30 protein-coding genes are annotated in these 25,651 nt (G+C 38.8%); 23 read left to right on the top strand and 7 right to left on the bottom strand.

Annotated elements, in window-relative coordinates; all coding sequences use genetic code 11:
* The first annotated feature begins 64 nt into the window (after positions 1–64).
* Positions 65–655 carry an SIS domain-containing protein gene (locus H5087_RS00070; protein WP_002961065.1) on the top strand — a complete coding sequence of 197 codons (591 nt, stop codon included), beginning with the start codon at positions 65–67 and terminating at the stop codon, positions 653–655.
* Entirely contained in the window at positions 655–2,094 is a 1,440-nt protein-coding gene (gene hldE, locus H5087_RS00075) for a bifunctional D-glycero-beta-D-manno-heptose-7-phosphate kinase/D-glycero-beta-D-manno-heptose 1-phosphate adenylyltransferase HldE (RefSeq protein WP_002961064.1), read from the top strand. The genes H5087_RS00070 and hldE overlap by 1 nt, the downstream gene beginning before the upstream one ends.
* A gap of 82 nt (positions 2,095–2,176) precedes the next feature.
* On the opposite strand, the gene H5087_RS00080 is transcribed toward hldE, so the two are convergent.
* Entirely contained in the window at positions 2,177–3,682 is a 1,506-nt protein-coding gene (locus tag H5087_RS00080; RefSeq protein WP_182670905.1) for a capsule assembly Wzi family protein, read from the bottom strand.
* Positions 3,683–3,893: 211 nt separating this feature from the next.
* On the opposite strand from H5087_RS00080, the gene H5087_RS00085 reads away from it, so the two are divergent.
* Both H5087_RS00085 and H5087_RS00090 read left to right on the top strand, forming a co-directional pair.
* Positions 3,894–4,967, top strand: coding sequence for a glycosyltransferase (locus H5087_RS00085; protein ID WP_182670769.1), 1,074 nt, complete (start codon positions 3,894–3,896; stop codon positions 4,965–4,967).
* The gene (locus H5087_RS00090; protein ID WP_182670770.1) at positions 4,964–6,049 is read left to right on the top strand and encodes a glycosyltransferase; all 1,086 of its coding nucleotides are present in this window, start codon (positions 4,964–4,966) and stop codon (positions 6,047–6,049) included. The genes H5087_RS00085 and H5087_RS00090 overlap by 4 nt, the downstream gene beginning before the upstream one ends.
* A gap of 1 nt (position 6,050) precedes the next feature.
* Here H5087_RS00090 and H5087_RS00095 read toward each other — a convergent pair whose 3' ends face one another.
* Positions 6,051–6,779 carry a 3-deoxy-D-manno-octulosonic acid kinase gene (locus H5087_RS00095; protein ID WP_182670771.1) on the bottom strand — a complete coding sequence of 243 codons (729 nt, stop codon included), beginning with the start codon at positions 6,777–6,779 and terminating at the stop codon, positions 6,051–6,053.
* Positions 6,780–6,901: 122 nt separating this feature from the next.
* Between H5087_RS00095 and H5087_RS00100 the strand changes: the two genes are divergently transcribed.
* The 6 genes from H5087_RS00100 to glpG all read left to right on the top strand — a co-directional run bounded on the left by H5087_RS00100 (position 6,902) and on the right by glpG (position 12,153).
* Entirely contained in the window at positions 6,902–7,960 is a 1,059-nt protein-coding gene (locus tag H5087_RS00100; protein ID WP_182670772.1) for a glycosyltransferase family 9 protein, read from the top strand.
* Complete coding sequence (gene gmhB / locus H5087_RS00105) at positions 7,960–8,523, top strand: D-glycero-beta-D-manno-heptose 1,7-bisphosphate 7-phosphatase (RefSeq protein WP_024604046.1); 564 nt, start codon at positions 7,960–7,962, stop codon at positions 8,521–8,523. The genes H5087_RS00100 and gmhB overlap by 1 nt, the downstream gene beginning before the upstream one ends.
* A gap of 159 nt (positions 8,524–8,682) precedes the next feature.
* Complete coding sequence (locus H5087_RS00110) at positions 8,683–9,876, top strand: glycine C-acetyltransferase (RefSeq protein WP_002961055.1); 1,194 nt, start codon at positions 8,683–8,685, stop codon at positions 9,874–9,876.
* A gap of 50 nt (positions 9,877–9,926) precedes the next feature.
* Positions 9,927–10,952 (top strand): L-threonine 3-dehydrogenase, encoded by a 1,026-nt coding sequence (tdh, locus tag H5087_RS00115; protein WP_024595694.1) that lies wholly within the window; start codon positions 9,927–9,929, stop codon positions 10,950–10,952.
* Positions 10,953–11,020: 68 nt separating this feature from the next.
* On the top strand, positions 11,021–11,338 hold the full coding sequence (glpE, locus tag H5087_RS00120; protein WP_010554397.1) for a thiosulfate sulfurtransferase GlpE: 318 nt from the start codon (positions 11,021–11,023) through the stop codon (positions 11,336–11,338).
* Positions 11,335–12,153 (top strand): rhomboid family intramembrane serine protease GlpG, encoded by an 819-nt coding sequence (glpG, locus tag H5087_RS00125; protein ID WP_024595695.1) that lies wholly within the window; start codon positions 11,335–11,337, stop codon positions 12,151–12,153. The genes glpE and glpG overlap by 4 nt, the downstream gene beginning before the upstream one ends.
* A 3-nt stretch (positions 12,154–12,156) precedes the next feature.
* Here the strand turns inward: glpG and H5087_RS00130 are convergent, their stop codons facing one another.
* Complete coding sequence (locus H5087_RS00130; protein WP_002961049.1) at positions 12,157–12,555, bottom strand: flagellar basal body-associated protein FliL; 399 nt, start codon at positions 12,553–12,555, stop codon at positions 12,157–12,159.
* A gap of 154 nt (positions 12,556–12,709) precedes the next feature.
* Between H5087_RS00130 and H5087_RS00135 the strand changes: the two genes are divergently transcribed.
* Both H5087_RS00135 and ubiA read left to right on the top strand, forming a co-directional pair.
* Positions 12,710–13,249 (top strand): chorismate lyase, encoded by a 540-nt coding sequence (locus H5087_RS00135; RefSeq protein WP_182670773.1) that lies wholly within the window; start codon positions 12,710–12,712, stop codon positions 13,247–13,249.
* Entirely contained in the window at positions 13,246–14,124 is an 879-nt protein-coding gene (ubiA, locus tag H5087_RS00140; protein WP_182670774.1) for a 4-hydroxybenzoate octaprenyltransferase, read from the top strand. Before H5087_RS00135 ends, ubiA begins: the two co-directional genes overlap by 4 nt.
* Positions 14,125–14,162: 38 nt before the next feature.
* On the opposite strand, the gene H5087_RS00145 is transcribed toward ubiA, so the two are convergent.
* The 3 genes from H5087_RS00145 to H5087_RS00155 form a co-directional block, all read right to left on the bottom strand.
* Positions 14,163–14,783 (bottom strand): 2OG-Fe(II) oxygenase, encoded by a 621-nt coding sequence (locus tag H5087_RS00145; protein WP_002961046.1) that lies wholly within the window; start codon positions 14,781–14,783, stop codon positions 14,163–14,165.
* Positions 14,784–14,874: 91 nt separating this feature from the next.
* Positions 14,875–15,759 (bottom strand): LysR family transcriptional regulator, encoded by an 885-nt coding sequence (locus H5087_RS00150; protein ID WP_182670775.1) that lies wholly within the window; start codon positions 15,757–15,759, stop codon positions 14,875–14,877.
* A gap of 378 nt (positions 15,760–16,137) precedes the next feature.
* Entirely contained in the window at positions 16,138–16,560 is a 423-nt protein-coding gene (locus H5087_RS00155; RefSeq protein ID WP_182670776.1) for a DUF2721 domain-containing protein, read from the bottom strand.
* 75 nt (positions 16,561–16,635) lie between these two features.
* Here H5087_RS00155 and H5087_RS00160 point away from each other — a divergent pair, with 75 nt between their 5' ends.
* From H5087_RS00160 to tsaD, 3 genes are read left to right on the top strand one after another with little or no spacing between them, the layout of a single operon-like run.
* The gene (locus H5087_RS00160) at positions 16,636–16,989 is read left to right on the top strand and encodes a DUF2007 domain-containing protein (RefSeq protein WP_002961041.1); all 354 of its coding nucleotides are present in this window, start codon (positions 16,636–16,638) and stop codon (positions 16,987–16,989) included.
* Complete coding sequence (locus H5087_RS00165; RefSeq protein WP_182670777.1) at positions 16,982–17,572, top strand: YjaG family protein; 591 nt, start codon at positions 16,982–16,984, stop codon at positions 17,570–17,572. Before H5087_RS00160 ends, H5087_RS00165 begins: the two co-directional genes overlap by 8 nt.
* A gap of 38 nt (positions 17,573–17,610) precedes the next feature.
* Entirely contained in the window at positions 17,611–18,624 is a 1,014-nt protein-coding gene (gene tsaD / locus H5087_RS00170; protein ID WP_182670778.1) for a tRNA (adenosine(37)-N6)-threonylcarbamoyltransferase complex transferase subunit TsaD, read from the top strand.
* An 11-nt stretch (positions 18,625–18,635) separates the two neighbouring features.
* Here the strand turns inward: tsaD and plsY are convergent, their stop codons facing one another.
* Positions 18,636–19,247, bottom strand: a complete 612-nt coding sequence (gene plsY, locus H5087_RS00175; protein ID WP_182670779.1) for a glycerol-3-phosphate 1-O-acyltransferase PlsY — start codon at positions 19,245–19,247, stop codon at positions 18,636–18,638.
* A gap of 230 nt (positions 19,248–19,477) precedes the next feature.
* On the opposite strand from plsY, the gene folB reads away from it, so the two are divergent.
* The 8 genes from folB to H5087_RS00215 all read left to right on the top strand — a co-directional run bounded on the left by folB (position 19,478) and on the right by H5087_RS00215 (position 25,650).
* Positions 19,478–19,837, top strand: a complete 360-nt coding sequence (gene folB, locus H5087_RS00180) for a dihydroneopterin aldolase (protein ID WP_024604056.1) — start codon at positions 19,478–19,480, stop codon at positions 19,835–19,837.
* Positions 19,838–20,326 (top strand): 2-amino-4-hydroxy-6-hydroxymethyldihydropteridine diphosphokinase, encoded by a 489-nt coding sequence (gene folK, locus H5087_RS00185; protein ID WP_024604057.1) that lies wholly within the window; start codon positions 19,838–19,840, stop codon positions 20,324–20,326.
* The gene (locus H5087_RS00190) at positions 20,323–21,123 is read left to right on the top strand and encodes an undecaprenyl-diphosphate phosphatase (protein WP_182670780.1); all 801 of its coding nucleotides are present in this window, start codon (positions 20,323–20,325) and stop codon (positions 21,121–21,123) included. The genes folK and H5087_RS00190 overlap by 4 nt, the downstream gene beginning before the upstream one ends.
* A gap of 175 nt (positions 21,124–21,298) precedes the next feature.
* Complete coding sequence (mpl, locus tag H5087_RS00195) at positions 21,299–22,654, top strand: UDP-N-acetylmuramate:L-alanyl-gamma-D-glutamyl-meso-diaminopimelate ligase (RefSeq protein ID WP_182670781.1); 1,356 nt, start codon at positions 21,299–21,301, stop codon at positions 22,652–22,654.
* Between the two features lies 1 nt (position 22,655).
* Entirely contained in the window at positions 22,656–23,279 is a 624-nt protein-coding gene (locus tag H5087_RS00200) for a flavin prenyltransferase UbiX (RefSeq protein ID WP_182670782.1), read from the top strand.
* Positions 23,276–24,205 carry an ABC transporter ATP-binding protein gene (locus tag H5087_RS00205; RefSeq protein WP_182670783.1) on the top strand — a complete coding sequence of 310 codons (930 nt, stop codon included), beginning with the start codon at positions 23,276–23,278 and terminating at the stop codon, positions 24,203–24,205. The genes H5087_RS00200 and H5087_RS00205 overlap by 4 nt, the downstream gene beginning before the upstream one ends.
* Positions 24,206–24,973 carry an ABC transporter permease gene (locus tag H5087_RS00210; RefSeq protein WP_002961025.1) on the top strand — a complete coding sequence of 256 codons (768 nt, stop codon included), beginning with the start codon at positions 24,206–24,208 and terminating at the stop codon, positions 24,971–24,973.
* A complete protein-coding gene (locus H5087_RS00215; protein WP_182670784.1) occupies positions 24,973–25,650 on the top strand; it encodes a tRNA (guanosine(46)-N(7))-methyltransferase TrmB in 678 nt (225 codons plus the stop codon). Before H5087_RS00210 ends, H5087_RS00215 begins: the two co-directional genes overlap by 1 nt.
* The last annotated feature ends 1 nt before the right edge of the window (position 25,651 follow it).

Raw genomic sequence — 25,651 nt, forward strand, 5'->3', positions numbered from 1 at the left:
AATAAAATTATGGAATAATGAATTTAATTTTTCCTGCCATTTCAGTTCCAAGAGGAATTTTTTCATGTCAATTATCGATTCAGTGGCAACTAGCTACGTTGAAACATTAAACCGTCATCAGGCATTATTTGAAACGATGGAGGCTTATCATCAAGAATCTATGCAATTGTTAGAAGCATGCCATAGTGCATTACAAGCTGGTGGCAAGATTGTTTGGTTTGGTAACGGTGGTAGTGCAGCAGATGCACAGCATTTAGCAGCAGAATTTGTAGTGCGTTATAAATTAGAACGTGGTCCGCTTGCTTCAATGGCATTGACCACCGACACCTCAATTTTAACAGCGCACAGCAACGACTATCACTTTGATACGGTGTTTGAGCGCCAAGTTCAAGCGTTATGTAAGCCAGAAGATTTAGTAATTGGTTTAACTACATCAGGTACTAGTAACAATATTAATTTAGCATTAGAGGCTGCAAATAAACTAGGCGCTTTTACAGTGGCATTAACTGGGCGTGATGGCGGTAAAGTAAAAGATATTGCTAAGTTACCTATTATTATAAAAAATGACGAAACAGCACGTATTCAAGAAGCTCACATGTTTATAGGTCACTGGTTATGTGAAGCCATGGATATGGTTGTTGCGGAGCAGCAGTAATGGATTTATCGTTATTAAAAAACTTATCAGCAGCACGAATATTAGTTGTTGGCGATGTAATGCTAGACCGCTATTGGTATGGTGATACAGGTCGCATTTCGCCAGAAGCGCCAGTACCTGTAGTTAAAGTAAGTAAATTTGAAGACAAAGCGGGCGGTGCAGCTAATGTTGCAAAAAATATAGCGCGGTTAGATGCAAAAGTTGGCTTATTGGGTTTAATTGGTGAGGACGAAAGCGGGCAGATTTTAGAGACCATCCTAAAAGGTGAAAAAATAAGCTCACAATTGGTCAGTGTATGTGATTTACCGACTATTTCAAAAATGCGTGTTATTAGCCGCCACCAACAATTGGTTCGTCTTGATTTAGAAGAAACGTTTACTGAGCAACACAGCCAGCTTTTATTAAACCGCTTAGAGCTTGTACTTGATGAATACGACTTTATTGTGTTTTCTGATTACAGCAAAGGATCTTTGAGTTTAATTAAAGAAATGGTAAGCCTTGCGAAGGGCGCCGGAAAAACGGTTTTAATCGACCCTAAATCGCCAGATTTACATTTATATGAAGGTGCTGATTACATTACACCTAACTTACATGAGTTTAAGTTAGCGGGTGGTCAAACCGATTCAGAAGAGGCTTTAGCCGCAAGTGCGCGTGATTTAATTAGCAAAAATGGCATTAAAGCTATGTTGCTTACTCGTTCAGAGCAAGGTATGTCGCTTATTAGTGCAGATGAAAAATTTGATTTTGCAGCGCAAGAGCTTGAAGTAAGCGATGTAACCGGGGCTGGTGATACGGTTATAGCTACACTCGCGGTTATGCTTGGCGCGGGCATGGAACCTAAAGATGCTGTCGAAATTGCTAATTTAGCCGCAGGTATAGTTGTGAGTAAGTTTGGGGCTGCAACTGTCTCGCCAGAAGAGCTAAGCCGCAAGCTTGGTCAGTATTTACATACTACGGGTGAGCATTACCAAACACCATTTGATGATGTCCTTCAGCATATTGAATTTGCAAAACAAAACGGCGAAACCATTGTATTCACTAATGGCTGTTTTGATATTTTGCATGCTGGGCATGTACGTTATTTAGCGCAAGCTAAAGCACGAGGCGATAGACTCGTTGTTGGATTAAATAATGATGAATCTATTACGCGTTTAAAAGGGGCAGAACGCCCTATTAACCCGCTAGATGAGCGTGCGATGGTACTTAGCGCACTTTCATCAGTTGATTGGGTTATTCCGTTTGGAAGTTTAGATGAAAACGATACTCCCGCTAAATTAATTGAGCAAATAAGCCCAGATATTTTAGTTAAAGGTGGCGACTACACCGTAGAGCAAATAGCAGGTGCTGAACATGTGCTACGCCATGGCGGAAAAGTTGAAGTGCTTGAGTTTTTAGATGGGTGTTCAACATCAAAAGTAATTAGTAAAATTAAACAGTAATTACTGATTGAAGTTACTAAAAATACAAAAAAGGGATGAAAACACTGTTTTCATCCCTTTTTATTTTTAATAAAGTAACTTACTAAAAATTTAATTCGTACTTAGCAAATGCTGATGTATCGTTTTCAGCGCCGTCATTGTTAGATGCGAAAGCACCTAAAGTGACGCGGCCGCCCATAGAAAGCATTCTATAACGAAGCTCTAATTGCTTACTATTAAAGCCTGTTTTAGTAATAGAATTACCTAAATCTGGGTTATTTGGATAACGATCACTTTTATCGCTATTGTAATCAACACTGCGTAATTTTACCTGCCAATCATCTCCATTAGATAACTGACCTAACAGAGTTAAAACAACTGACTGTGCATCGTTATCATAAGTAGAGCCAATAGTGCGACCGTGGTAACGATAGCCTGACTTGTAATCAATGTTCTCATAGTAACAATTCTCGCGAATTAGCTCACTGGTGCATGTTACACCTGTATCAATATACTCTATATTAAATAGTATGTTTTGTTCATATATGCGTTGTGTTGTCTGTACACCAAATAAATAAGCTCTATCAGACGGTTTAAACTGTGAGCTTGCATCTTCGCCAATCGTACTGGCATATACAGCATAAGGTTGGTTCAATAGTGTATCTGACCAACGAACATCAATACCAGCTAATTGGTTTCCAATTTTAGACTCAAATTGAACATCACAACTGTTGGCTTCACCTACACATGTAGTTTGCCCTGTTATAACATCAATAAAGTCACCCGCTGAGCCCGGTTGTCCGTCACCGGCCCATTGCGCAGACCAGCTAAGTGCAATTTCTAACTGTTGAATAGGGCGAAAATTAACACGAGTACTCCAAAGTAAAGCATCAGGAATTACACGTGTAGACTCAAGTTTAGCCATTTGTGCTGTAAAGCTCCATTGACCAATCCAGCTCAGCCATGGTGTTTCAAAAGCAGTACTTTTTTCTCTGGTTACACTTAGTGCAGGTAAAGGTTTCGCATTACCAGACATTATTAAGCTGTTATCAACACCTGGGCCCCAAAATTGCTCAACAGCACCCGCTCTAAAAATCCAGTTACCTAAACGGTAAGCTAAGTAGCTATCGTCAAGTGAGGTATCGTTACAATCGGTTAAAGCTTGCTCGTTGGTAACTATATCGTCAGTCGTTTTTCCATCAACTAAACATTTTTTACCGTCTTTTCTGTAATTTATAGCTACTTTAGCTGCAAAATTATCGCCTAAATAAGCGTAAGCTGCTGAAAGCTCTGTTTCTTGTGTATTTGTTGCACCAAAGCTTGTTGCTATGATCGGATCTGTGGCTGCAAAAGCTGATAATTGAAGACTATGCGAGCTGCTATTTTCTGATTTATATCGATGCTTAACGCGAAGTAAAGCATCTTGTAAGCTTGGAGATAATTGCTCAAGCGGCATGCTTTGCACATCACTTATAAAACTTTTCCACATAAGCGGATAGGTAGTTACAGGAGCTAAAATAACACCGGCATCAGCTAATTGTTGAATATCAGCTCTAAGACCGTAATCATCGGGTTTTACCCAAGGCTCAGCATTAACTGACGCGCCCATAGCGCAAAAAAGAGTAGAAAGTAGAAAAATTCTGTTTCGCAAAGTTCAGATCCTTGTGATTTAGATTGCGGCTAAGTTTATCAACCTAAGCTTGTTATTGCAGTAAATAATCAAATTTATAGAGCTAATTTAATATATTAAAATGTAACCTAGCTATCGTAATAAGTATCTGATTGGTATACTTGAGTTCAAATAGGAAATTGAGAATGTAATGAGCAACAAACGACTTTTATTTATTCCCGTATCATCACCAGAAGGCATTGGTGAATATATGCGCTCGTTGTTGTTGGCTCAAAGTTTAAAGGCAGAACTTACTGATTCTCTCGATATTCACTTCATACTAAACAAGCATACAAGCTACGCAAAAAAGTGTCCTTTTGAAGCCACATTGCTTGAACACTCAGCGACTAAAGAGCTTGATTCTGTTTGCGATTTTATAGAGCAATTTAAACCTGACGTCGTTGTTTTTGATTGTGCAGGACGTGCAGGGCATATGAAAGCGGCTAAAAAAGTAGGCGCTAAAGTTATATTTATTTCTCAGCATGCAAAAAAACGCGCTAAGGGATTGAAGCTAAACAGGATTAATTTAATTGATACACATTGGGTTGTACAGCCTGATTATTGTATTGAGCCACTTACATGGGCTGAAAGTGCGAAGTTAGACATGTTTCCCTTGGCACACCCTCGTAATGTAGGCCCTTTTGTTCCATTTGCTTCTTGTGAGCAAAAACGTGATGTTTTAAATCGCTATAACTTAGTATCTGATGGCTATTTTATTGTTAATGCGGGTTCTGGCGGGCATATATTAAATAATCTTAATTGTGCGGAGGTTTACTTTAAAGCCGCGCTTAAAATTACTAAGCATACTGGTTTAAAAGCAGTTGTAGTGTTTGGTGCAAATTATAATAAAGCAATTCCTAAAAGTGATGAGGTTACTTGTTTATCAAGCCTGCAAGGAACCGAATTTTTGGCATTAATGAGCCAAGCCAAAGTCGCATTACTTAGTGGTGGAGATACTTTATTGCAAGCAATTGCAGTTCAAACCCCTGTTGTGGCATGTGCTATCTCAAAAGATCAAAATACACGTTTGGATCATTGCGTTAATGCAGGTGTTGTAATAAAAGCAAATCTTGATATTGATGAAATTACAACGAAAATAGCTCAAGTTATTACCGAGCCTTTTTATAGTGAATTTATTGGTAAATATAAGCAACTCGATAGCACACATAGCTTCGACGTGATCACTACTGGCATAAAAAATATGCTTGTAGGAGATCGCTTATGAATATAGTGATTGTAATTGATTCACTAGTAGGTGGTGGTGCTGAAAAAGTAATGCTTACTTTGGCTGAAAAAATGGCGAAACTACAGCACAATGTCACTATATTATCTCTTGCGAGCAACGCTGAGTATGACATTCCTGATATAGTTAAAGTTGATAGCCTTTTTCCTGATAGAGCATCCAAAGTAGATAGATTCTGGCAGCGAAAAAATAGTATTTTGCGATTAGAAGCGTGGTTTGAAAAAAAACAAAGCGAGATTGGCAATATTGACCTAGTGCTTTCTAACCTTGATAGAAGTAATAATTTACTTGCACGTAGTAATATCAAAAATGCTCACTTTGTTATTCATAATTCTGTTAATGCAGAACTTGCACGCCAAAAAAAATTAGGTCCATTTTCATATTTATACCTTAAAAAAAGTAAGCAAAACTTAAATGGTAAATCACTTATTTGCGTATCAAAGGGTGTTGAAAAAGAAATAACACAAGGGGATTTAATTAACCCAAGTGCAATCGCGACTATTTATAACCCGTTCGATTTTGAAAAAATAAGACAGCAAGCAAATGAGAAAAATAACGACATCCCAAATGAGCCTTACTTAATTCATGTAGGAAGGCTCGCCAAACAAAAACGCCACGATATATTATTTGCAGCATTTGCAAAACTTGATAAAAAATACAAGTTAGTCCTTTTATGTAATAAACCTGCAAAAGCGTTAAAGCTTGCACAGCAATATGGCATAGATAAACAGTTAGTAGTGCCTGGATTTCAACAAAACCCGTACAACTGGATTCAGCATGCCAAAGCTTTAGTTTTGAGCTCTGATTTTGAAGGGCTGCCAACGGTATTAATTGAGGCTTTAGCGGTGGGTACTCCGGTAGTTAGCACTAATTGTACATTTGGACCAAGCGAGATATTAACAGGCGAGCTGAGTAAATATTTAGTACCCGCTGGACAAAGTGAGGCATTAGCCAATGCTGTTAAGTTGGTACTAACTGACAAACCTAATCTAGAAAATGCTGAAATTCTAAAACAAGTACAGGCAGAGCAGGTTGCTCTGCAGTATTTAGCATTGGCTAACTAAGTTAACTTATATTAGCGAGTGTTTTGAGGTAGTTGCTGTGCAGAGTTTGCCAGTCACTCGCTTGCCAATTAAAGACATCATTTCGACCTTGCTCTTTTAAAAATGAGCGCTCAAGGCGTGCCATATTACTTTGTTGCCACTGTGGGTTAGGCGCTCTTATTTCACCTCTATCAAAGTCGATAATATACACATCACCAATATCATTAAATAAAATGTTATTAATGTTTAAATCGGCGTGACAAACGCCTTTTGAATGAAATAGCGCGATTGTTTTAGCAATGCGCTCCAACTCATCTTCAGTCAATGGGCGTTCAATTAATATATCGAGTACACTTTTAGCGCCTTTAACAGCCTCGGTAATAATATCACCACGGTAAATTAATCCGCTGTGGGTTACTTTAGCTGCAACAGGGGTTGGTACGTTTAAACCAAGCTCTATAAGCTTACTCATTAAGCTAAACTCTTTAAATACGCGGGTTTGTTCAAGTCCTGGGTATAAATATTGATCGCTTAGCAATTTACCCACTAAGCCACCGCGCCAATAATGCCTAAGTACGGCTGTTAATTCGTCTTGCTTAAAAAACCACGCAGTTGCTCGACCTTTTTTAGCGCCCACAATTTTATTTTGTTGTTGCCAATAATTTGCATCAAACCAATCGAGGGTAATTTGGCTTGTGTATTTAGGGTGGCTTAATAGCGTGTGATTGCCTTGCACGTGTTGTTTAAACATAGCTCTGTGTAATTGCTAAATAATGAGTCTATATTAGCGCGTTTTAAAGCGCAGGATAAGTGCTTGCAATAGCGTGATTATAATTTAAGATCGGCTTTTGTATTTAATACCTAAGGGAATGTGTGACTCAAGCTCCTAATTATTCATCTATTTGTATATTAAGACTCTCAGCCATTGGTGACGTATGTCATGCTGTGAGTGCAGTACAAGCTATTCAAAAGGCACACCCGAATGCAAAAATCACCTGGGTAATTGGCAAAATAGAAGCCATGTTACTTGCTGACTTACCGGGTGTTGAGCTGGTGGTATTTGATAAAAAGCAAGGCAAAGCAGCGCTTAAAAGCTTAAAGCAACGCTTCAACAACCAAAAATTTGATGTGCTTCTCAATATGCAAGTTGCATTAAGGGCTGGGTTTGTAGCGCGTTGTATTCCTGCAAAAGTAAAAGTAGGGTTCGATTGGGCACGTTCAAAAGAATTGCACAGCTTATTTATTAATAAACGAATAGACCCACAAGCCCAGGCGCATGTGCTTGAAGGCTTTAAAGGTTTTGCAAAAGCCATTGGTGTAGCTGATTATAAACCGAGTTGGGACATGCCATACACCGAGCAAGACCAAGCGGTTGCAGATGAGTTATTAACATCAGAATACCTAACTAATAAACTATTAGTAATATCGCCCGCAGCTAGTAAAGCGCAGCGTAATTGGCTCGCTGATCGTTATGCCACATTGGCTGATTATGCAAGCGAGCAAGGCTTTAAGGTGGTATTGACGGGTGGCCCAACAGAGCTTGAAATTAACCTAGCAAATAGCGTTATTGAGCACAGCAACACGCCTATTTTAAATTTAGTAGGTAAAACAAAACTCAAAGAGTTGTTGTGCGTGTTAAAGCGTGGCAGCTTAGTGCTTGCGCCCGATACGGGTCCTGCGCATATGGCAGTAACAGTTGGTACGCCGGTTATTGGTTTATATGCACATTCAAATCCAGCACGCACAGGTCCTTATTTATATCAAGACTACGTGGTAGAGGTTTATCATCAAAACTTGTTTAAGCAAACAGGTAAAACGGCTGAGCAAGTACCGTGGGGTACACGCGTAAAAGGCGATGATTTAATGAGCCAAATTACAGTTGATGATGTAAAAGCGATGTTTGACCATGTTGTACAAAAAGAGTCTTTGTAATGAATGCACAACAAAAAAATAAAGCGCTTTTTTTAGACCGAGATGGCGTGGTAAATGTTGATCATGGTTATGTGTATCAAAGCGATAAATTTGAATTTATTGACGGTGTTTTTAGTACTTGTAAAACATTTTATGATGCAGGCTATAAAATCATAATCGTCACTAATCAATCTGGAATTGGTCGAGGTTATTACACCGAAGCTGATTTTTTAGCACTGACCGAGTGGATGAAAGACCAGTTTAGTGCCCACAGCATTGCAGTTACCGATGTGTATTTTTGCCCGCATCACCCTAAAAAAGCGGGCCCTGAATATTTGAAAGAGTGCAGTTGCAGAAAGCCTGCGCCAGGTATGTTATTACAAGGCATACAAGAGCATAATATCGACCCTGCTTGCAGTATTATGGTGGGCGATAAACTCAGTGATATGCAGGCTGCGAAAAAAGCAGGGATCACTACACGTGTTTTAGTGCGTTCAGGGCAAAGCTTTGACGAAAGCGCTAAGCAAGAAGCTGATTTAATTATCGATTCTATAAGTAGTTTACCTGCACTTTTAAACACATAAATAAACAGCCTGTAAACTGGCAGGAATTCCTTCCAACTTAGGGTGTTTGCGACGAACTGCAAACCGTGCATTTTACCCATTAAACTTTTACAATACCCCGCATAATAAACAGCCGTGAAAGTGCGGTTGTTTACCCGTTCAAATAGATGGAGAACCTAGATGAGAGCATCTGCTTTTTTTAGCCAGTTACAACAGCAAATTGAAGACGTAAAAACCGAAGGTTTGTATAAAAACGAACGTATTATTAAGTCCCAGCAGCAAGCTCAAATCGAAGTTGCATCAGGTAAAGTAATCAACTTTTGTGCTAATAACTACTTAGGTTTAGCTAATAGCCCAGAGTTAATTGAAGCGGCGCAAAATGGTTTAAATAATCATGGTTTTGGTGTGGCTTCAGTACGTTTTATTTGTGGCACGCAAGATATCCATAAAACACTAGAGCAAAAAATCAGTGCGTTTTTAGAAACAGAAGATACTATTTTATATTCTTCATGTTTTGACGCAAATACAGGTTTGTTCGAAACTATTTTAGGCGCAGAAGACGCTATTATTTCTGATTCATTAAATCATGCATCAATTATTGACGGTGTACGTTTATGTAAAGCTAAACGTTTTCGTTATGCAAATAACGACATGGCTGATCTTGAGAAGCAACTTATTGCAGCAGACGAAGCCGGTGCTAAAACTAAACTAATTGCTACCGATGGCGTGTTTTCTATGGACGGCGTTATTTGTAATTTAGAAGCTGTGTGCGACTTAGCCGATAAATATGATGCGCTTGTAATGGTAGATGACTCTCACGCAGTTGGCTTTGTTGGCGAAAACGGTAAGGGTACACCTGAGTACTGTAATGTATTAGACCGTGTAGATATTATCACCGGTACATTAGGTAAGGCGCTGGGCGGTGCTTCAGGTGGTTATACATCAGGTAAAAAAGAAATTGTTGAATGGTTACGTCAGCGTTCACGCCCATACTTGTTCTCAAACTCATTAGCGCCTTCAATTGTTACTGCATCAATTAAAGTACTTGAAATGCTTGAAAATGGCGGCGAGCTTCGCGCTAAACTTTGGTCAAATGCTAAATATTTCCGTGAGCAAATGGAAGCTGCTGGTTTTACGTGTGCAGGTAAAGATCATGCAATTATCCCTGTAATGCTAGGAGATGCCAAAGTAGCCTCGTTAATGGCTGATAAATTACTTGCTGAAGGCATTTACGTAACCGGTTTTTCATTCCCTGTAGTACCAAAAGGGCAAGCGCGTATTCGTACACAAATTTCAGCGGCACATAGTATTGAGCAACTCGATACAGCTATTGATGCATTTACCCGTATTGGTAAAGAAATGGGCGTTATTTAATTTTATTTTAAACCGAAGCCTCGCTTCGGTTTTTTAGTTGAGTGTGGATTATGAAAGCATTATCTAAATTAAAAGCAGAACCGGGCATTTGGATGACAGATGCACCAAAGCCAGAAGTGGGTCACAACGATTTACTGATTAAAATTCGCAAAACAGCTATTTGTGGTACCGACGTACATATTTACAAGTGGGACGAGTGGGCAAGTAAAACCATCCCAACGCCTATGGTTGTTGGTCATGAATATGTTGGTGAAGTCGTTGATATGGGACAAGAAGTTCGTGGCTTTCAGGTTGGCGACCGCGTATCTGGCGAAGGGCATATTACGTGTGGGCATTGTCGAAATTGTCGTGCTGGACGTGTACATTTATGCCGTAATACAACGGGTGTAGGTGTAAACCGTGAAGGTGCGTTTGCCGAATATTTAGTTATTCCTGCATTTAACGCATTTAAAATTCCAGATAATATTTCTGACGAACTGGCTTCTATTTTCGACCCATTTGGTAACGCAGTGCATACCGCACTATCGTTTGACTTAGTTGGCGAAGATGTACTTATCACTGGTGCAGGCCCAATTGGTATTATGGCAGCAGCTGTTGCAAAACATGTTGGTGCTCGCCACGTTGTAATTACCGACGTAAACGAATACCGCCTAGATTTAGCACGTAAAATGGGGGCTTCACGCGCTGTAAACGTTGCTAATGAAAAGCTTGAAGATGTAATGAAAGAGCTAGGTATGACAGAGGGTTTTGATATTGGCCTTGAAATGTCAGGTGTGCCAAGCGCGTTTAATTCAATGCTTAATAATATGAACCACGGCGGTAAAATTGCCATGCTGGGTATTCCACCATCTGATATGGCAGTTGACTGGAACCAAGTTATTTTTAAAGGTTTAGTGATTAAAGGTATTTACGGTCGCGAAATGTTCGAAACGTGGTACAAAATGGCAAGTTTGATTCAATCTGGCCTAGATTTAAACCCAATCATTACACATCAATATTCTGTGGATGACTTCCAAGCTGGCTTTGATATGATGATTTCAGGTCAGTCAGGTAAAGTAATTTTAAACTGGGATTAGTTCCTCACTAAATTACAAGAAGGGCGGCTTTAGCCGCCTTTTTTATACTATTAATTAAAGAGATTTCAATGGCATTTAAACATATTTCTATAGCGCAAACGTTAGAGCTTTTAGATAAAGAAGACGTGGTAATTGCAGATATTCGCGATCCTAATTCGTATCAAGCCGGTCGCATTCCAGGCTCAGAAGCACTTTCTAACGGTAATATCGCACAATTTATGATGGAAAAAGAATTCGATCAGCCAATTATTATTGTCTGCTACCACGGTATGAGCTCACAAGGCGCAGCTAGCTACTTAGTTGAGCAAGGTTTTGAAGACGTTTACAGTATGGATGGCGGCTTTACAGCTTGGGAAGCTGCTTACAGCGAGAAAGTAGAGCGATGATAGAGCTTGGCAGTTTAAATAACCCGCGCGCCGCACAGGGCTTTATAGATTATTTAAAAAGCCAAGGTTTACAAGGACAATTAAGCTCCTCAGATGGTAGCAATGTCATTATTAGTGTTGCGCCTGAGCATTTTCATCAAATACAACCTTTATGGGCCGAATTTACACAAAACCCTAACCATGAACGCTATCAACAAGCTTCATGGGATGTAGGTAGCACACAATCGCCGCTTAAATACCAAGGGCAATCACTTAATCTAATGACGCGATTTAAAGCGCTTAGCTGGTTAAATCAAACCGTAAGTATTGTAAGCGTTATAATCTATTTTGCTTTTTTACTAGGTGGTTTTGAGACCATTTACACCATGATGCAGTTTAAACCTACGCAGCCTTTAAGTTGGTTAACGCCCGCCCTCGTACATTTTAGCGCGATGCATATAGTGTTTAATTTAATTTGGTGGATGTCGCTTGGTGACAATATCGAAAAACAATGCGGAAAACTCACCCTAATAGGTTTGTTTTTAGTAACTGCACTTATAAGTAATTGGGCACAATACTTAATGGTTGGCCCCAATTTTGGCGGCTTGAGTGGTGTGGTGTATGGGCTACTTGGTTTTTGCTGGATTCATAGCTTTTTAAACCCTAACAAGCCTGCGCTTGTAAGTACGGCTATTGTTGGCTTTATGTTGATTTGGTTAGTGCTTGGGTTTGCTGATGTATTGTTTGTAGGTATGGCTAATTGGGCGCACTTAGGTGGGTTACTTAGCGGTATGGCTTTTGCCTATACCGCCAAAATATTTAACGCAAAACGTTAAATACTAATGATATAAATATTTAGTGAACAAGACTTCACGGATGATCTCTTGTCCTGTTTCTTCTTTTAGCAGGCTTTTTAGTTTTTCGGCGCACTTTGCACGTATTTCTTCACGGCCAGTAAGTGATTTTATTTTTTCTTCTGGTTCTTTAGATAAAATCTCTACTAGGGCATCACGAAGTAATGGCGTGTGGTGTTCAACCACTGCAATATCAGAAGTATCAGTAAGCATTAAATCAATAGTTACACGCACATAGCCCATTTTTTTACTTGATGCGCCAATGTAGTTGGTGATTATATCTGGCTCAAAACCAAAATAACCAACTGTGGATTCAGCACGAGCTGTAAAGCTTATAACGCTTACAAAGAACGTAAAAAGACCTGCGTATACTATTTTTTTCATATTTAAAGCGTTTCTTAAAACTTGTTACAAATAGTTTATACTTAATAGTAGGTAATAAACAGCGCCAAGCAATTATTTATGGTTATAAAACATCACTTTTTCAAAAGCTTTGGCAATGGTATCATCTCGTTGTTTTTTATTTTGTTGAGCTATTGTGATTACTTATCCTCTGTCTATATCTGCTAATTGGCAGTCCACTTCTTATATAAGTGACTTATCTCCTCTAGAGCAAGAGTGGCTTTTTGAACAGAATTCATTAACGGCTAAATTAAAAAGTAACTCAAAAACTTTTAATGTAAAGGTATTAAGTGAGCAGTTATTTACTTTAAGCCCAGAGCAAAACTTACTACTAAACAGCACAGCTAAAACAGCTATCAATAGAGAAGTTCTCTTACTGTGCGATAACAAACCTGTGGTGTACGCACAAAGCTGGCTTCCTAAAAATGATTCTATTAATCCTTTGCACAATATGGGCGAGCGTCCTTTAGGTGATGTGATTTTTCGAGACCCAGCATTAAAAAGAACGGATATAGAAATTGCTTATTTTGATGACACGCACCCTATTCAGCAATTAGTTACAAAATTGAACTTACCCGAGAAAAACTTACTAGGGCGTCGAAGTGTATTCTCACTCAAAGAATATAAGTTTTTAGTGTGTGAAGTGTTTTTACCTGGAGCATATTTATACTCATGAAATTAGCCGCTTTAAAGCCAAAACATATTCCTTATTATATACAGTTAATGCGTATAGATAAGCCCATTGGTACCTTGTTATTACTTTGGCCAACATACTGGGCTTTATGGCTTGCTAATAGTGGGATGCCGAGCTTACTCAACCTTATTATATTCACGCTGGGCGTTGTTGTTATGCGTAGCGCAGGGTGTGTAATTAATGATTTTGCAGATAGAAAAATAGACGGCTCGGTAAAACGTACAGCTCAACGGCCGCTAGCTTCAGGGCAGGTGGGTAGTGGTGAAGCACTTAGTCTATTTTTACTACTCATAGTTATTGCGTTCATTTTAGTATTAATGCTTAGCGTTAATACTATTTTGCTTTCTTTTGGTGCTTTGGCTTTAGCCTTTTGTTACCCCTTTATGAAGCGCTATACACAGTTACCTCAAGTTGTTTTAGGGGCTGCATTTGGTTGGGCTATTCCTATGGCGTATATGGCTTCAATTAATGCACTACCACAGCAGGCATGGTTATTATTTATAGCCAATATTTGCTGGACAGTGGCTTACGACACCATGTATGCGATGGTTGATAGGGACGACGATTTAAAAATAGGGGTAAAATCAACCGCTATTTTATTTGGTAAATACGACCGCCATATTATCTTTTTACTTAATGCTGTATTTATAGCGTTGGTTGCTTTTATTGGTATAAGCAATCATTTAAGTGTCGCGTTTGGCGTTGGTTTAAGTATTGCTGCGGGCCTATTGGCATACCAACAAACGCTTATTCATAAACGTGAAAGAGATGCCTGTTTTAAAGCGTTTTTAAATAATCATTACGTGGGTTTGGCTATCTTTATAGGGTTATTACTTTCATACCCAATAGCATTTTAAAAGCCTCAATAAAGGCTGTTAAAATGCTCTATTAGGAGTTATCGGGGCGGATCAATAATGCCGCTAATAGAGGCGTTTTTTCTAAACCAGCCTGCAATAGAATAGCGATCGTCAACGGCGGGAAGTACTTCGTGGGCAAAGCGTTCGCTTTCAAACATTACTAATGTGCCAGCAGTTGGTTTAATTGTTATTTCTATCTCTTTACTTTTAGGTTTATAAATAACAAGTTCGCCACCTTGCTTAGGCGTATTTAAATAAAGTACCGTTGTAAATACTCGATTAGAGCGACCTTTAAATGCATCTAAGTGCTTTTTGTAAAAATCACCCTGTGTATATTTTGCATAATGGCATTCGTAATCAAATAACCCCATAAAAAAACTGCGATTTAACGTGGTCTTTATACTTTGCATTATTGCTTGATAGGTAAGCTGTGCTTGAGAGCTGCCGTCAAACCAATAGGTTTTATCAGTACGTACGGTTTTATCTATTTGTAAGTCATTTAATCGACCAATACCAGCAAGGCTAAAGTGAGGGTTTATACGGTGGCAGTCTGCAACTAAATCGTTAACTAAATCGGCAATAAGCGCGTTATGAATTACGGTATATCCTTGGCGTTCTATATCATCTAAATAGACATCAGGACCAAAAAGTGTGTTCATTCACATCAGCTGTTTAAAAAAGGTGCGACAGTGTAGCCGAAAAGCTGTTAAAAGCTACTGTTTATTGTGCCGCACTTTTTGAAATATCAGATTAGCTAAATGCAGCACCCGCTTTTTTTATAAGCGATAGTAAATGCTCTACATGTGCAGTAATCGACGTCTGTTGGCTTGTTTGTACAACGAGTTGTTCGTGGTTTAAATCTTTATTTGTTTTAAGTTGTACTAATTCAGAATTCTCTGCGATTGCATTAGCATGTTCAATGCTTGCAATAGCAAAATGATCTGATTTAACTACACCTGCCATTACTTGCTCAATACTGCCCACTTTAATACTTGATGATTTATTTAAAGAATCAATTGCTTCATTAAGCATAGTTTGTACTTGTTTAGACTCAGAGAAACAGCCAAACATCGGGTAGCTATCAAGGTTTTGTTTACTTATATCGTTTTTATGGGCAAGAGGGTGGTTTTTTGAAACAAATAATACAAGCTGATCTGGTAAGTGAATGTCACTACCAATGCTGTTAATAGCTTGAGAGTATACGCTTATATCTATTTCACCCTGTTGGAGTTTGCGTGTTAGCTCTTGCTGATCTTGAAGCTGCATCTCAATTTTTATATGAGGGTATTGAGCCAAAAACTGCCCACAAGAAATAGGTACTATGCTGCTTGCCTTATTGGTATACCCAATTACGAGTTTTTCATTAGCATTACCGTTTACTGATTGAAAAATCCGCTTTTTTGTTAGCTCAAGTTCCGATAGGGTCGTTTTAGCATATTCTAGAAAAAGTTCGCCTTCTGGCGTTAATTTAACTGAGCGTGTTGAGCGTTTAACTAATTCATATCCCATTTCATCTTCAAGTGTTTGAATGCTGCGCGTTAGCGCTGAAGTACTAATTTGGGTTTGTTCAGCAGCTTGTCTAAAATGACGTAATACACCAAGTGCTACAAATTGCTCTAATTGTTCAAATCTCACTTTATAGTCCCTTTTTATAAGTAAGTCGCAGATACCACGGGCATCAAATACATTAATTTTTTATTCTAAAGTTTAGTAAAATTCTATATTGAAATACGTTTGTAAGTTCATACGTGTTTCCAGCAGGATACCCCCCTTTTAGTATTAATTAAAGAGTAAAGCGACCAAATAGTATTACTTTTTAAATTCATAACTAGTTGTTTATTGTATTTTATCTATATTTTTGCAATGGGTTATCTAAGTAAAGTTATTTATTGTCAGTGAGTTAGTTACGATATTTGGATTCAATTGTTCTAATTAATAAAAAAGTACGCCCCAAAAAGGGGCGTTCATACAACATGATTGTGACAAATAATAGAGTGTTTTATTTATAATACTCTATTTTACAAAATTTCTATTTATTCGGCTGCTTAGTGGTTTATTTTCAATGCTTTGCAGTTCTATCTCGATTGCATCACAGGAAATATGTATTTCAAATAAAGACGTTAATAACGATAAACTCAAGCAAGCTAAGCTAATGCCAAATAAAATAATTCCTGTGGTATTAAACTCAATAAATAATGCAAACATTGATAGTGTACACAGTAGAAAAGAGGCTACCCCGTACACTTGCATCGTTCTAATTAGCTTAATACGTTTACGTAAGTTAGTGATTTGAGCCACTACAACAGGCCGAATAGATTCACCTTCACGTGCATTTAGCTCCCTAATTAATTGCGCTAAAACTAAAAATCGGTTTGTATAGGCAAGTAATAGCAGCGATATGGCCGGAAAAAGTAAGCCTGGGGTTGTTAGTGTCATGTTTATTCCTTAAAAGTACAGCATGCTAATAATCTAGCGCAGGATATTGTTAACACAAAATAAATGAGGTGAATATTGCAAAATATTAATAATAACAATTCAACAGATAGCTCTTTTCAATGGGTTACAATTTATAAAGCTGAAAATACCTTGGAAGCGAATATCGTAAAAGGCTTAATACAAACTGCTGGAATAGAGTGTAAAATTAAAGGCGAGATGCTCCAAGGGGCGCTTGGAGAAATTCCATATGATCAGGCGCAAGTTAGTGTGCAGGTTTATGCGATAAAAGAGCGCCATGCGCGGCAAATATTGGTAAACTATCAACAAGTAAAACAATCCGCTCCAGATTGGGTATGCCCTAATTGTAATGAGCATAATGGATCAACATTTGATTTTTGTTGGTCGTGTGAGACGTTAAAGAATGACTAAAGCAAATAATTTTCAGCGTATTAGAGAGCTTAACTATTTACAAAAGGCCGTCTTAGCAAGTGCTTTAATAGAGCGAATGCTGCCAAATTACGGTTTATTTAGCGAAGCAACGGGTTTTGGTGATGAAACCTTATTACGTAATTCGCTTAATGTTTGTTGGGAAAAAATATTACTGCCTAAAAGTAAAATAGATCTCGAAAAACAAGTTGAAAAAATAGAGCCAAATGTTCCTGAACTTGCTGATTTTGATATGTTTGGTACTTATCCTGCTATTGATGCTGCAACGTCTTTACTTAGCTTAATGCACGGTTTAGTGGCGCAAGATGAGCAAGAGTTCATTAGTGTGAGCAAAATATCTCAAGCAACAGTGGCTCGCTTTATTGAATATCAAATGACGGTTGAAGGTGAGGTTGCAGATAACACAGCAGTGAGAGAGCACCCATTAATGCAGTACGAAATTGAAGTATTAGGTGAGCTAATTGATTTTGTAGAAAATATGGGGCGTATTACCTCTGATAGCGTAAAGGCACTCAAAAAGTTTGCCCTTGAAGATGGCCAAACAAATATTGGTCTTACGTTATAAAAGAAGCAAAGTAGAATTTAAAAGGCAGGAGAAGTACAGTGCGAATTTTAGGCATTGAATCGTCATGTGATGAAACGGGTATTGCAATATATGATGACGGAAAAGGCTTGTTAGCTCATCAATTATACAGCCAAGTAAAAGTACACGCTGATTACGGCGGTGTAGTGCCGGAACTTGCATCGCGCGATCATGTTCGTAAAACATTACCACTTATAGATGCAGCTTTTGCACAAGCAGGTTGTGGCCCTGAAGATTTAGACGGTATTGCTTATACTGCAGGCCCAGGTCTAGTTGGTGCATTATTGGTAGGTACGTCTATTGGACGTTCATTAGCATACGGCTGGGATATACCTGCGGTAGCAGTACATCACATGGAAGGGCATTTACTTGCTCCGATGCTTGAGGAAAATACCCCTGAGTTTCCGTTTATTGCATTGCTTGTATCGGGCGGTCATACCATGATGGTTAAAGTAGCGGGTATTGGACAATACGAAGTACTAGGTGAGTCAGTTGATGATGCCGCAGGCGAGGCCTTTGATAAAACGGCTAAGTTACTTGGTCTTGATTACCCCGGTGGCCCACGCTTAGCTAAAATGGCTGAACATGGCGTAGCAAAGCGCTTTGTATTTCCTCGCCCTATGACCGACAAGCCAGGTCTTGATTTTAGTTTTAGTGGTTTAAAAACAGCGGCATCAATCACGATTCGTGAAAATGACGACGACGATCAAACCAAAGCTGATATAGCGCATGCATTTCAAACTGCGGTTATTGATACCCTCGTTATTAAGTGCAAGCGTGCGCTTAAACAAACAGGTATTAAGCGTTTGGTCATCGCCGGTGGTGTGAGTGCAAATACACAGCTTCGACTGCAGCTCGAACGCGTAATGAAAGGTATGAAAGGCGAAGTGTTTTATCCGCGTACTGAATTTTGTACCGACAATGGTGCAATGATTGCTTATGCTGGAATGCAACGCTTAAAAGCAGGGCAATTTGCCACGCTTGATATGAAAACAAAACCTCGTTGGCCTATAGATAGCCTTGAGCCGATTTAATGAATCATATTTTAGATATTTTTGTTTTCATCGGTGGGTGCTTTTTTAGCACCCACTTTTGGTTCTTCCCCACTAAATAATCGAATAATATTAGTACGGTGACGAAATATAATTAACAGCGTGATAAAAGTAACGGGAAGAGTATAAAGTGGCTTTATTAGCCATGTATACAAGGGCGCTAAAGATACAGCTACAAGCGCCGCCAGTGATGAATAGCGTGTTATTGCCACTATAGCTAACCAAGTACACACAAGTAAACCAGCCAATGATAAGCCAATAGGTAATAATGAGCCAAATGCCGTTGCTACGGCTTTACCGCCTTTGAAGCTAAAAAACAGTGGATACATATGGCCTAAACAAGCAGCTACTGCGACTAAACCAAGCTCTAAAGGTTCAACTTCTAAAAAATAAGCCCCCCATACCGGAATAGTGCCTTTTAAAATATCAAACACTAGAACCAAGCAAGCCGGAAATGCTCCGCCTAATCTATAAACATTTGTAGCTCCTGGGTTATTAGAACCACTATTACGAGGGTCTGGGAGTTTGAACAACCGCGACACTAAAATAGCCGACGAAATCGACCCAAGTAAATAAGCTAAAACAAACATTATAGTGGCTAACACGCGCTTCCTTATTTTTTAATTGCTATACCAATTGATAGTGCTTTTAGGCTATTATTGGCAGCAAAATTTATCGTAAAAATTATTAACGGGCTATTTAATAGCTAGTTTAGTTATTTTGCTATTGTAGAAGTTATTTTTACATATTTAAACACTGGCTAAACCATATACAGTATTAATTTTATTGATGCTTAGTATAGTTGCTTAGTAGTTTGTTGTTATTTGGAGTATCAATGGATAAGGTTTTTATATCTCAATTGCACGTCGACACTATTATTGGAGTGTACGACTTTGAAAAAGAAAGTAAACAGAGCCTTTATTTTGATATTGAAATGCTAAGCGATATTAAGCCTGCAGCTGAAAATGACGATATTAATTTAGCACTCGATTACTCAAAAGTAAGTGAGCGAGTTATTGAGCACTGCACTTTAAAACCTGTAGAGTTGCTAGAAACTTTAGTTGAACAATTAGCGCATATTATTTTAAGCGAGTTTAATACTCCACAAGTTACTATAAGAGTAAGTAAACCAGCAGCAGTAGCACAAGCGCAAACTGTAGGTGTTGAAATTACACGTGTTAAGGCAACTGACTAAATGGCTCAAATTTATATCAGCCTAGGGTCAAATATAAATAAAGCGCATTATATACAATGTGCATTAATTGCACTTAAGCAGCACTTTGAACATATTGTACACTCGTCTGTTTTTGAAAGTGAAGCAGTAGGGTTTGCTGGCAATAATTTTTATAATTCAGTCGTTGGCGCTACAACTGATATGTCGCTTGTTGATGTATGCGCTTTATTAAAACAAATAGAGCGTGATAATGGACGCACAGCGAACGATAAAAAGTTTAGTCCACGAACGCTCGATTTAGATTTACTATTTTATGATGATGTAATTTGCGCTTCTCCAGCACAATTACCACGAGATGAAATAACTAAAAACGCATTTGTATTACAACCTCTTAGCGAGGTTGCCCCAGATTTCTATCATCCTGTAGCTAAACAAACGATTGCGCAGTTATGGAATGAATATAATAACCCTCAACAAAAGCTATGGAAGGTGGAGTTTTCTAACCCATGAGTATCATTGAAATAATTATTTTAGCCCTCATACAGGGATTTACTGAGTTTTTACCAATATCTAGTTCTGCGCACTTAATTCTCCCATCGCAAATTTTAGGCTGGGAAGATCAAGGGCTTGCGTTTGACGTGGCAGTACATGTTGGTACTTTAATTGCCGTTGTTATTTATTTTCGCAAAGAGGTCGTCGACATACTCAGTGCGTGGTTTAAATCCTTTGGAGCACAAGGTACTAGTGATGATAGTAAGCTAGGTTGGTGGATAATTTTAGGCACTGTGCCTGCCGCTATTTTAGGCTTACTTTTAAAAGACTTTATAGAGTTGTACCTACGAAGCGCTTGGGTAATTGCCACTACCACAATTGTGTTTGGTTTATTGCTTTGGTACGCGGATGCAAAAGGTAAGCAAATTAAAACTATTTATCAGCTTAATTGGAAAACAGCACTTATTATTGGTTTTGCACAAGCTGTTGCAATGATCCCGGGAACTTCTCGCTCAGGTATCACGATGACTGCTGGTTTAATGCTTGGAATGAATAAGCAAAGCGCAGCGCGTTTTTCGTTCTTACTGGCAATTCCAATTATTTCTATGATGGGGCTTTATTATACTGCAGAGCTTGCTTTGGGTGACCATGTGGTTGATTGGAATACATTATTACTAGGTGTGGTGCTATCGTTCTTATCGGCTTATGCATGTATATTTATGTTTTTAAAAGTAATAGAGCGAATGGGCATGTTGCCATTTGTGATATATCGTTTATTGCTCGGTGTAGGTTTAATAGTATTTTTAATGATGTAGCAAATAATGACTAATAAAAAAGCCTTCTAATTAAGAAGGCTTTTTTATTATCAAGTGGTCATTTTGGCACGAGTGAAATGCTTACTCGCAATGGTAACTAAGCACGAATTTTGGCATTATAGCGCCATTAAACTTTGCATAGCTGTAAAGTGAGCATACGATTTAAGGAAAGTATATGCATATACATATTTTGGGTATTTGTGGCACGTTTATGGGTGGTATTGCAGCCATTGCTAAATCGTTGGGTCATAAAGTAACGGGTTCCGATCAAAACGTATACCCACCAATGAGTACGCAACTTGAAGAGCTTGGCATTGAACTAACTCAAGGCTACGCGGTATCTCAGTTAGAGCTAAAGCCAGATATGGTCGTTATTGGTAATGCAATGAGCCGGGGTAACCCATGTGTTGAATATGTGCTTGATAAAGGCCTGCCTTATACTTCAGGCCCTGAGTGGCTTAAGCATAACTTACTGCAAGATTCTTGGGTGCTTGCGGTTGCTGGTACGCATGGTAAAACAACCACAGCAAGTATGCTTGCGTGGGTGTTAGAGTACGCAGGTTTGAAACCAGGGTTTTTAATTGGCGGCATAGTGCAAAATTTTGGTGTATCGGCAAAAGTGGGTGAAACGCCATTTTTTGTTATTGAAGCCGATGAATACGACACTGCTTTTTTTGATAAGCGCAGTAAGTTTGTACATTACCTCCCGCGTACACTTATCTTAAATAATCTTGAATTCGATCACGCTGATATTTTTGAAGATTTAAACGCAATAAAAAAACAATTTCATCACTTAATGCGTACATTACCTCAAAGCGGCAAGGTAATTTGGCCAAAGCAAGACGTAGCGCTTAATGACGTAATAGCACAAGGGCTTTGGAGCGAAAGCGAAACGCTAGGCGATGATTGGAGCTATGAATTAATAAAAGCCGATGGAAGTGAGTTTAATGTATTACTTAATGGCGAAAAGCAGGGCACTGTCTGTTGGCAAGCAATAGGCGAGCATAACGTTAAAAATGCGATTATGACTATCGCAGCAGCGCGCCATGTGGGTATAGCCATTGATCATAGTATTGATGCGTTAGGAGAATTTATTAGCCCTAAAAGGCGTATGGAGCTTAAGGCTGATATAAATAATATTAAAGTGTATGACGACTTTGCGCATCATCCAACGGCAATTAAAACAACGCTTGCGGGCTTGCGGGCAAAAGTAGGCGATGAAAAAATTATCGCTATTTTAGAGCCGCGCTCAAACACCATGAAAATGGGCGTACACCAACATACATTATTAGATTCACTGCGTGATGCTGACGAGGTACTACTTTTTGAACCAGAGAATCTAAATTGGTCGCTAAAAGAGCAAGCAGATAAAGCAGACATGCAGTGCTTTAGCAGCACGCAAACAATTATTGATACGGTGCTTGAAAATATTGAGCCTAATCAGCATATTTTAATTATGAGTAATGGCGGCTTTAATGGCCTTCATCAACACCTTGTTGATGGCTTAGCTGATAAATACAGCGGAGAATAGTGTGCAATTTAAAGATAGAATTACGCTCGCTTTTAGTGGTGCATCGGGTGCGCCTTATGGGCTTAGGTTACTTGAAGTATTACTAGAGCAGCAATTTCAGGTCTACGTTCTCATTTCAAGTGCAGCACGCGTGGTGCTTGATACAGAATCAAATATTAAGCTCTCTGGTAATGAAGATAAAGCCACAGAGCAGTTAAGTACGCTGTTTAATGCCAAACCTGAACAGCTAAAAGTATACGGTAAAGATAACTGGTTTAGCCCTGTGGCTTCGGGCTCTGCTGCTCCTAAAAAAATGGTAGTATGCCCATGTAGTGCCGGGTCGGTTTCTGCAATTGCAGTGGGGGCGTCTGATAATTTATTAGAGCGCGCCGCTGATGTGGTAATTAAAGAACGCGGACAGCTCATTTTAGTGCCTCGCGAAACTCCATTTAACGAAATTCATTTAGAAAACATGCTTAAGTTATCTCGTTTAGGGGTAACAATTATGCCAGCCGCACCTGGTTTTTATCATAAGCCACAAAGTATCGAAGACTTAGTTGATTTTATGGTGGCGAGAATTTTAGATCATTTAAACATTGAGCATAACCTAACAAAACGTTGGGGTTATGGTGAGGGTAAGAAATGAATAAGCAAAATATTGCTTTAAATATAGAAGGCCTTACCAAGGTTTATAAAAATGGTGTTGAGGCAATTAAAGGCGTTGATTTACAAGTTGAAGAGGGCGACTTTTTCGCTTTGCTTGGTCCTAATGGAGCTGGTAAATCAACTACTATTGGTGTTATTTCGTCACTTGTTAATAAAACAAAAGGCAAAGTAGAAGTATTTGGCTGTGATATTGATACTGATTTAGAAGCTGCAAAAGCGCATTTAGGCCTAGTGCCGCAAGAGTTTAATTTTAGCCAGTTTGAAACGCTTAGCCAAATACTGGTTAACCAAGCCGGTTATTATGGTGTGCCACGTGGTGAAGCCCATAAACGTGCTGATAAATACCTAGCGCAGCTGGGTTTGTTAGAGAAAAAAGACAAGCAAGCACGTACGCTTTCAGGCGGAATGAAACGTCGATTAATGATTGCACGCGCCCTTATGCACGAGCCAAAATTACTTATACTTGATGAGCCAACAGCGGGTGTAGACATAGAACTTCGTCGTTCAATGTGGGATTTTTTACGCCAAATAAATGAGCAAGGCGTTACTATTATTTTAACCACACACTACCTTGAGGAAGCTGAGTTACTGTGTAAAAACATAGCGATTATTGATTCTGGTCGAATTGTTGAAAACACCACCATTAAAGCGCTGCTTGCAAAACTTGATAAAGAAACCTTTATTTTAGATTTAAAAATGCCAGCATACCCTGTCACGCTTGAAGGTTATAAGTTTACGATGACGGACGATCATACTGTTGAAGTAGAAGTCGCTAAATCACAGGGCTTAAATGCGGTATTTAGCGCATTAACAACCCAAGGAAATACAGTATTGAGTATGCGAAATAAAGCAAACAGACTAGAAGAGTTATTTGTAGGATTATTAGAGCAAGGGCGGGGCGAATAAATGTTTAAATATGGCGTAGCCTTAAAGAGTTTATGGATTAAAGAGTGTATTCGTTTTTTACGTATCTGGGTACAAACCTTAGTGCCGCCAGCAATTACGATGAGCTTATATTTTGTTATTTTTGGTAACTTAATTGGTTCACGTATTGGTGATATGGGCGGCTTTAGTTATATGGAGTTTATTGTACCTGGTCTTATAATGATGTCGGTTATTACTAATTCCTATTCCAACGTAGCCTCTAGTTTTTACTCAACAAAATTTCAAAAAAGCATTGAAGAGCTTTTAGTTGCACCAGTGCCTAATTACATCATTGTACTGGGTTATATGGGCGGCGGTATGACGCGTGGTATTATGGTGGGCTTTATAGTTACCTGTGTATCGTTGTTATTTGTTGATATTCAAATTCATAATATTTTTGTAATTATGGCGACCGTTATTTTAACCTCAGCTGTGTTTGCTTTAGGTGGTTTAATTAATGCAATTTACGCAAATAGCTTTGACGATATAAGCATTATTCCCACCTTTATACTAACGCCATTAACTTACTTAGGCGGTGTATTTTATTCAATAACGTTATTGCCAGAATTTTGGCAAAACGTATCGCAAATAAATCCTATTATTTACATGGTAAATGCATTTCGCTATGGCTTTTTAGGTGTGTCGGATGTTGATTTAAGTGTAGCGCTAGGTGTTATTTTGGTGTTTATTACGGTGTTATTTACTTTAGCGCTAACTTTAATTAAAAAAGGTGTGGGGCTAAGACACTAATGAGTGATGCAAATTCACGTAGTATTGTATCTAATCAAGCGGGTATTCACGAAAAGCTTGATGAAATAGTAAATAAGCACTTAGAGGCTGAGTTTAAAAAACCGATTGCAGCGCATACTCAGGCCGCATTTGATGAAGTAAACGCTAAAGTACAAGCCTTTAGTGGTCCGCTTATTTTGGACTCGTGTTGTGGCGTGGGTGAAAGCTCAGCTAACTTAGCTAAGCGCCACCCTGACGCACTTATAATTGGTATTGATAAATCTTCGCACCGATTAGATAAGCACGATGTTGAATATAAGCAAACCGACAGTGGTCAGTACATCTTAGTGCAAGCAGATTTAAATGACTTTTGGCGTTTAGCGGTAGCCGCCAATTGGCAACCTACGCACCATTATTTGTTGTATCCAAACCCGTGGCCTAAATCTAAGCATATTCGTAGGCGCTGGCATGGCGCAGCTATTTTTCCATTTATCGTTAAGTTAGGTGGAAAATTAGAAGTGCGCAGCAATTGGGATATTTACGTTAAGGAGTTTGCTCGGGCGCTTGAATTAACAGGCAACCCTTGCGATGTAACACTTTATGAGTCAGACGATGCAATTACGCCTTTTGAGCGTAAATACTGGGCCAGTGGCCAGCAAAGCCACCGACTCGTTATTAACTTACCTAGGGCGTGTTGAC

Source organism: Pseudoalteromonas sp. SR43-7 (assembly GCF_014163785.1).
GTDB lineage: Bacteria > Pseudomonadota > Gammaproteobacteria > Enterobacterales > Alteromonadaceae > Pseudoalteromonas > Pseudoalteromonas distincta.

Excerpts from the sequence above, each read along its gene's own strand:
- H5087_RS00080 (WP_182670905.1), bottom strand. The coding sequence starts at position 3,682 with ATGGGCGCGTCAGTTAATGCTGAGCCTTGGGTAAAACCCGATGATTAC.
- H5087_RS00095 (WP_182670771.1), bottom strand. The coding sequence starts at position 6,779 with ATGTTTAAACAACACGTGCAAGGCAATCACACGCTATTAAGCCACCCT.
- H5087_RS00155 (WP_182670776.1), bottom strand. The coding sequence starts at position 16,560 with ATGACACTAACAACCCCAGGCTTACTTTTTCCGGCCATATCGCTGCTA.
- folK (WP_024604057.1), top strand. The coding sequence starts at position 19,838 with ATGGCTCAAATTTATATCAGCCTAGGGTCAAATATAAATAAAGCGCAT.
- tdh (WP_024595694.1), top strand. The coding sequence starts at position 9,927 with ATGAAAGCATTATCTAAATTAAAAGCAGAACCGGGCATTTGGATGACA.
- mpl (WP_182670781.1), top strand. The coding sequence starts at position 21,299 with ATGCATATACATATTTTGGGTATTTGTGGCACGTTTATGGGTGGTATT.
- H5087_RS00130 (WP_002961049.1), bottom strand. The coding sequence starts at position 12,555 with ATGAAAAAAATAGTATACGCAGGTCTTTTTACGTTCTTTGTAAGCGTT.
- ubiA (WP_182670774.1), top strand. The coding sequence starts at position 13,246 with ATGAAATTAGCCGCTTTAAAGCCAAAACATATTCCTTATTATATACAG.
- H5087_RS00190 (WP_182670780.1), top strand. The coding sequence starts at position 20,323 with ATGAGTATCATTGAAATAATTATTTTAGCCCTCATACAGGGATTTACT.
- H5087_RS00205 (WP_182670783.1), top strand. The coding sequence starts at position 23,276 with ATGAATAAGCAAAATATTGCTTTAAATATAGAAGGCCTTACCAAGGTT.
- gmhB (WP_024604046.1), top strand. The coding sequence starts at position 7,960 with ATGAATGCACAACAAAAAAATAAAGCGCTTTTTTTAGACCGAGATGGC.
- H5087_RS00145 (WP_002961046.1), bottom strand. The coding sequence starts at position 14,783 with ATGAACACACTTTTTGGTCCTGATGTCTATTTAGATGATATAGAACGC.
- H5087_RS00085 (WP_182670769.1), top strand. The coding sequence starts at position 3,894 with ATGAGCAACAAACGACTTTTATTTATTCCCGTATCATCACCAGAAGGC.
- H5087_RS00215 (WP_182670784.1), top strand. The coding sequence starts at position 24,973 with ATGAGTGATGCAAATTCACGTAGTATTGTATCTAATCAAGCGGGTATT.
- H5087_RS00070 (WP_002961065.1), top strand. The coding sequence starts at position 65 with ATGTCAATTATCGATTCAGTGGCAACTAGCTACGTTGAAACATTAAAC.
- H5087_RS00090 (WP_182670770.1), top strand. The coding sequence starts at position 4,964 with ATGAATATAGTGATTGTAATTGATTCACTAGTAGGTGGTGGTGCTGAA.
- H5087_RS00110 (WP_002961055.1), top strand. The coding sequence starts at position 8,683 with ATGAGAGCATCTGCTTTTTTTAGCCAGTTACAACAGCAAATTGAAGAC.
- hldE (WP_002961064.1), top strand. The coding sequence starts at position 655 with ATGGATTTATCGTTATTAAAAAACTTATCAGCAGCACGAATATTAGTT.
- glpG (WP_024595695.1), top strand. The coding sequence starts at position 11,335 with ATGATAGAGCTTGGCAGTTTAAATAACCCGCGCGCCGCACAGGGCTTT.
- H5087_RS00210 (WP_002961025.1), top strand. The coding sequence starts at position 24,206 with ATGTTTAAATATGGCGTAGCCTTAAAGAGTTTATGGATTAAAGAGTGT.
- glpE (WP_010554397.1), top strand. The coding sequence starts at position 11,021 with ATGGCATTTAAACATATTTCTATAGCGCAAACGTTAGAGCTTTTAGAT.
- folB (WP_024604056.1), top strand. The coding sequence starts at position 19,478 with ATGGATAAGGTTTTTATATCTCAATTGCACGTCGACACTATTATTGGA.
- H5087_RS00165 (WP_182670777.1), top strand. The coding sequence starts at position 16,982 with ATGACTAAAGCAAATAATTTTCAGCGTATTAGAGAGCTTAACTATTTA.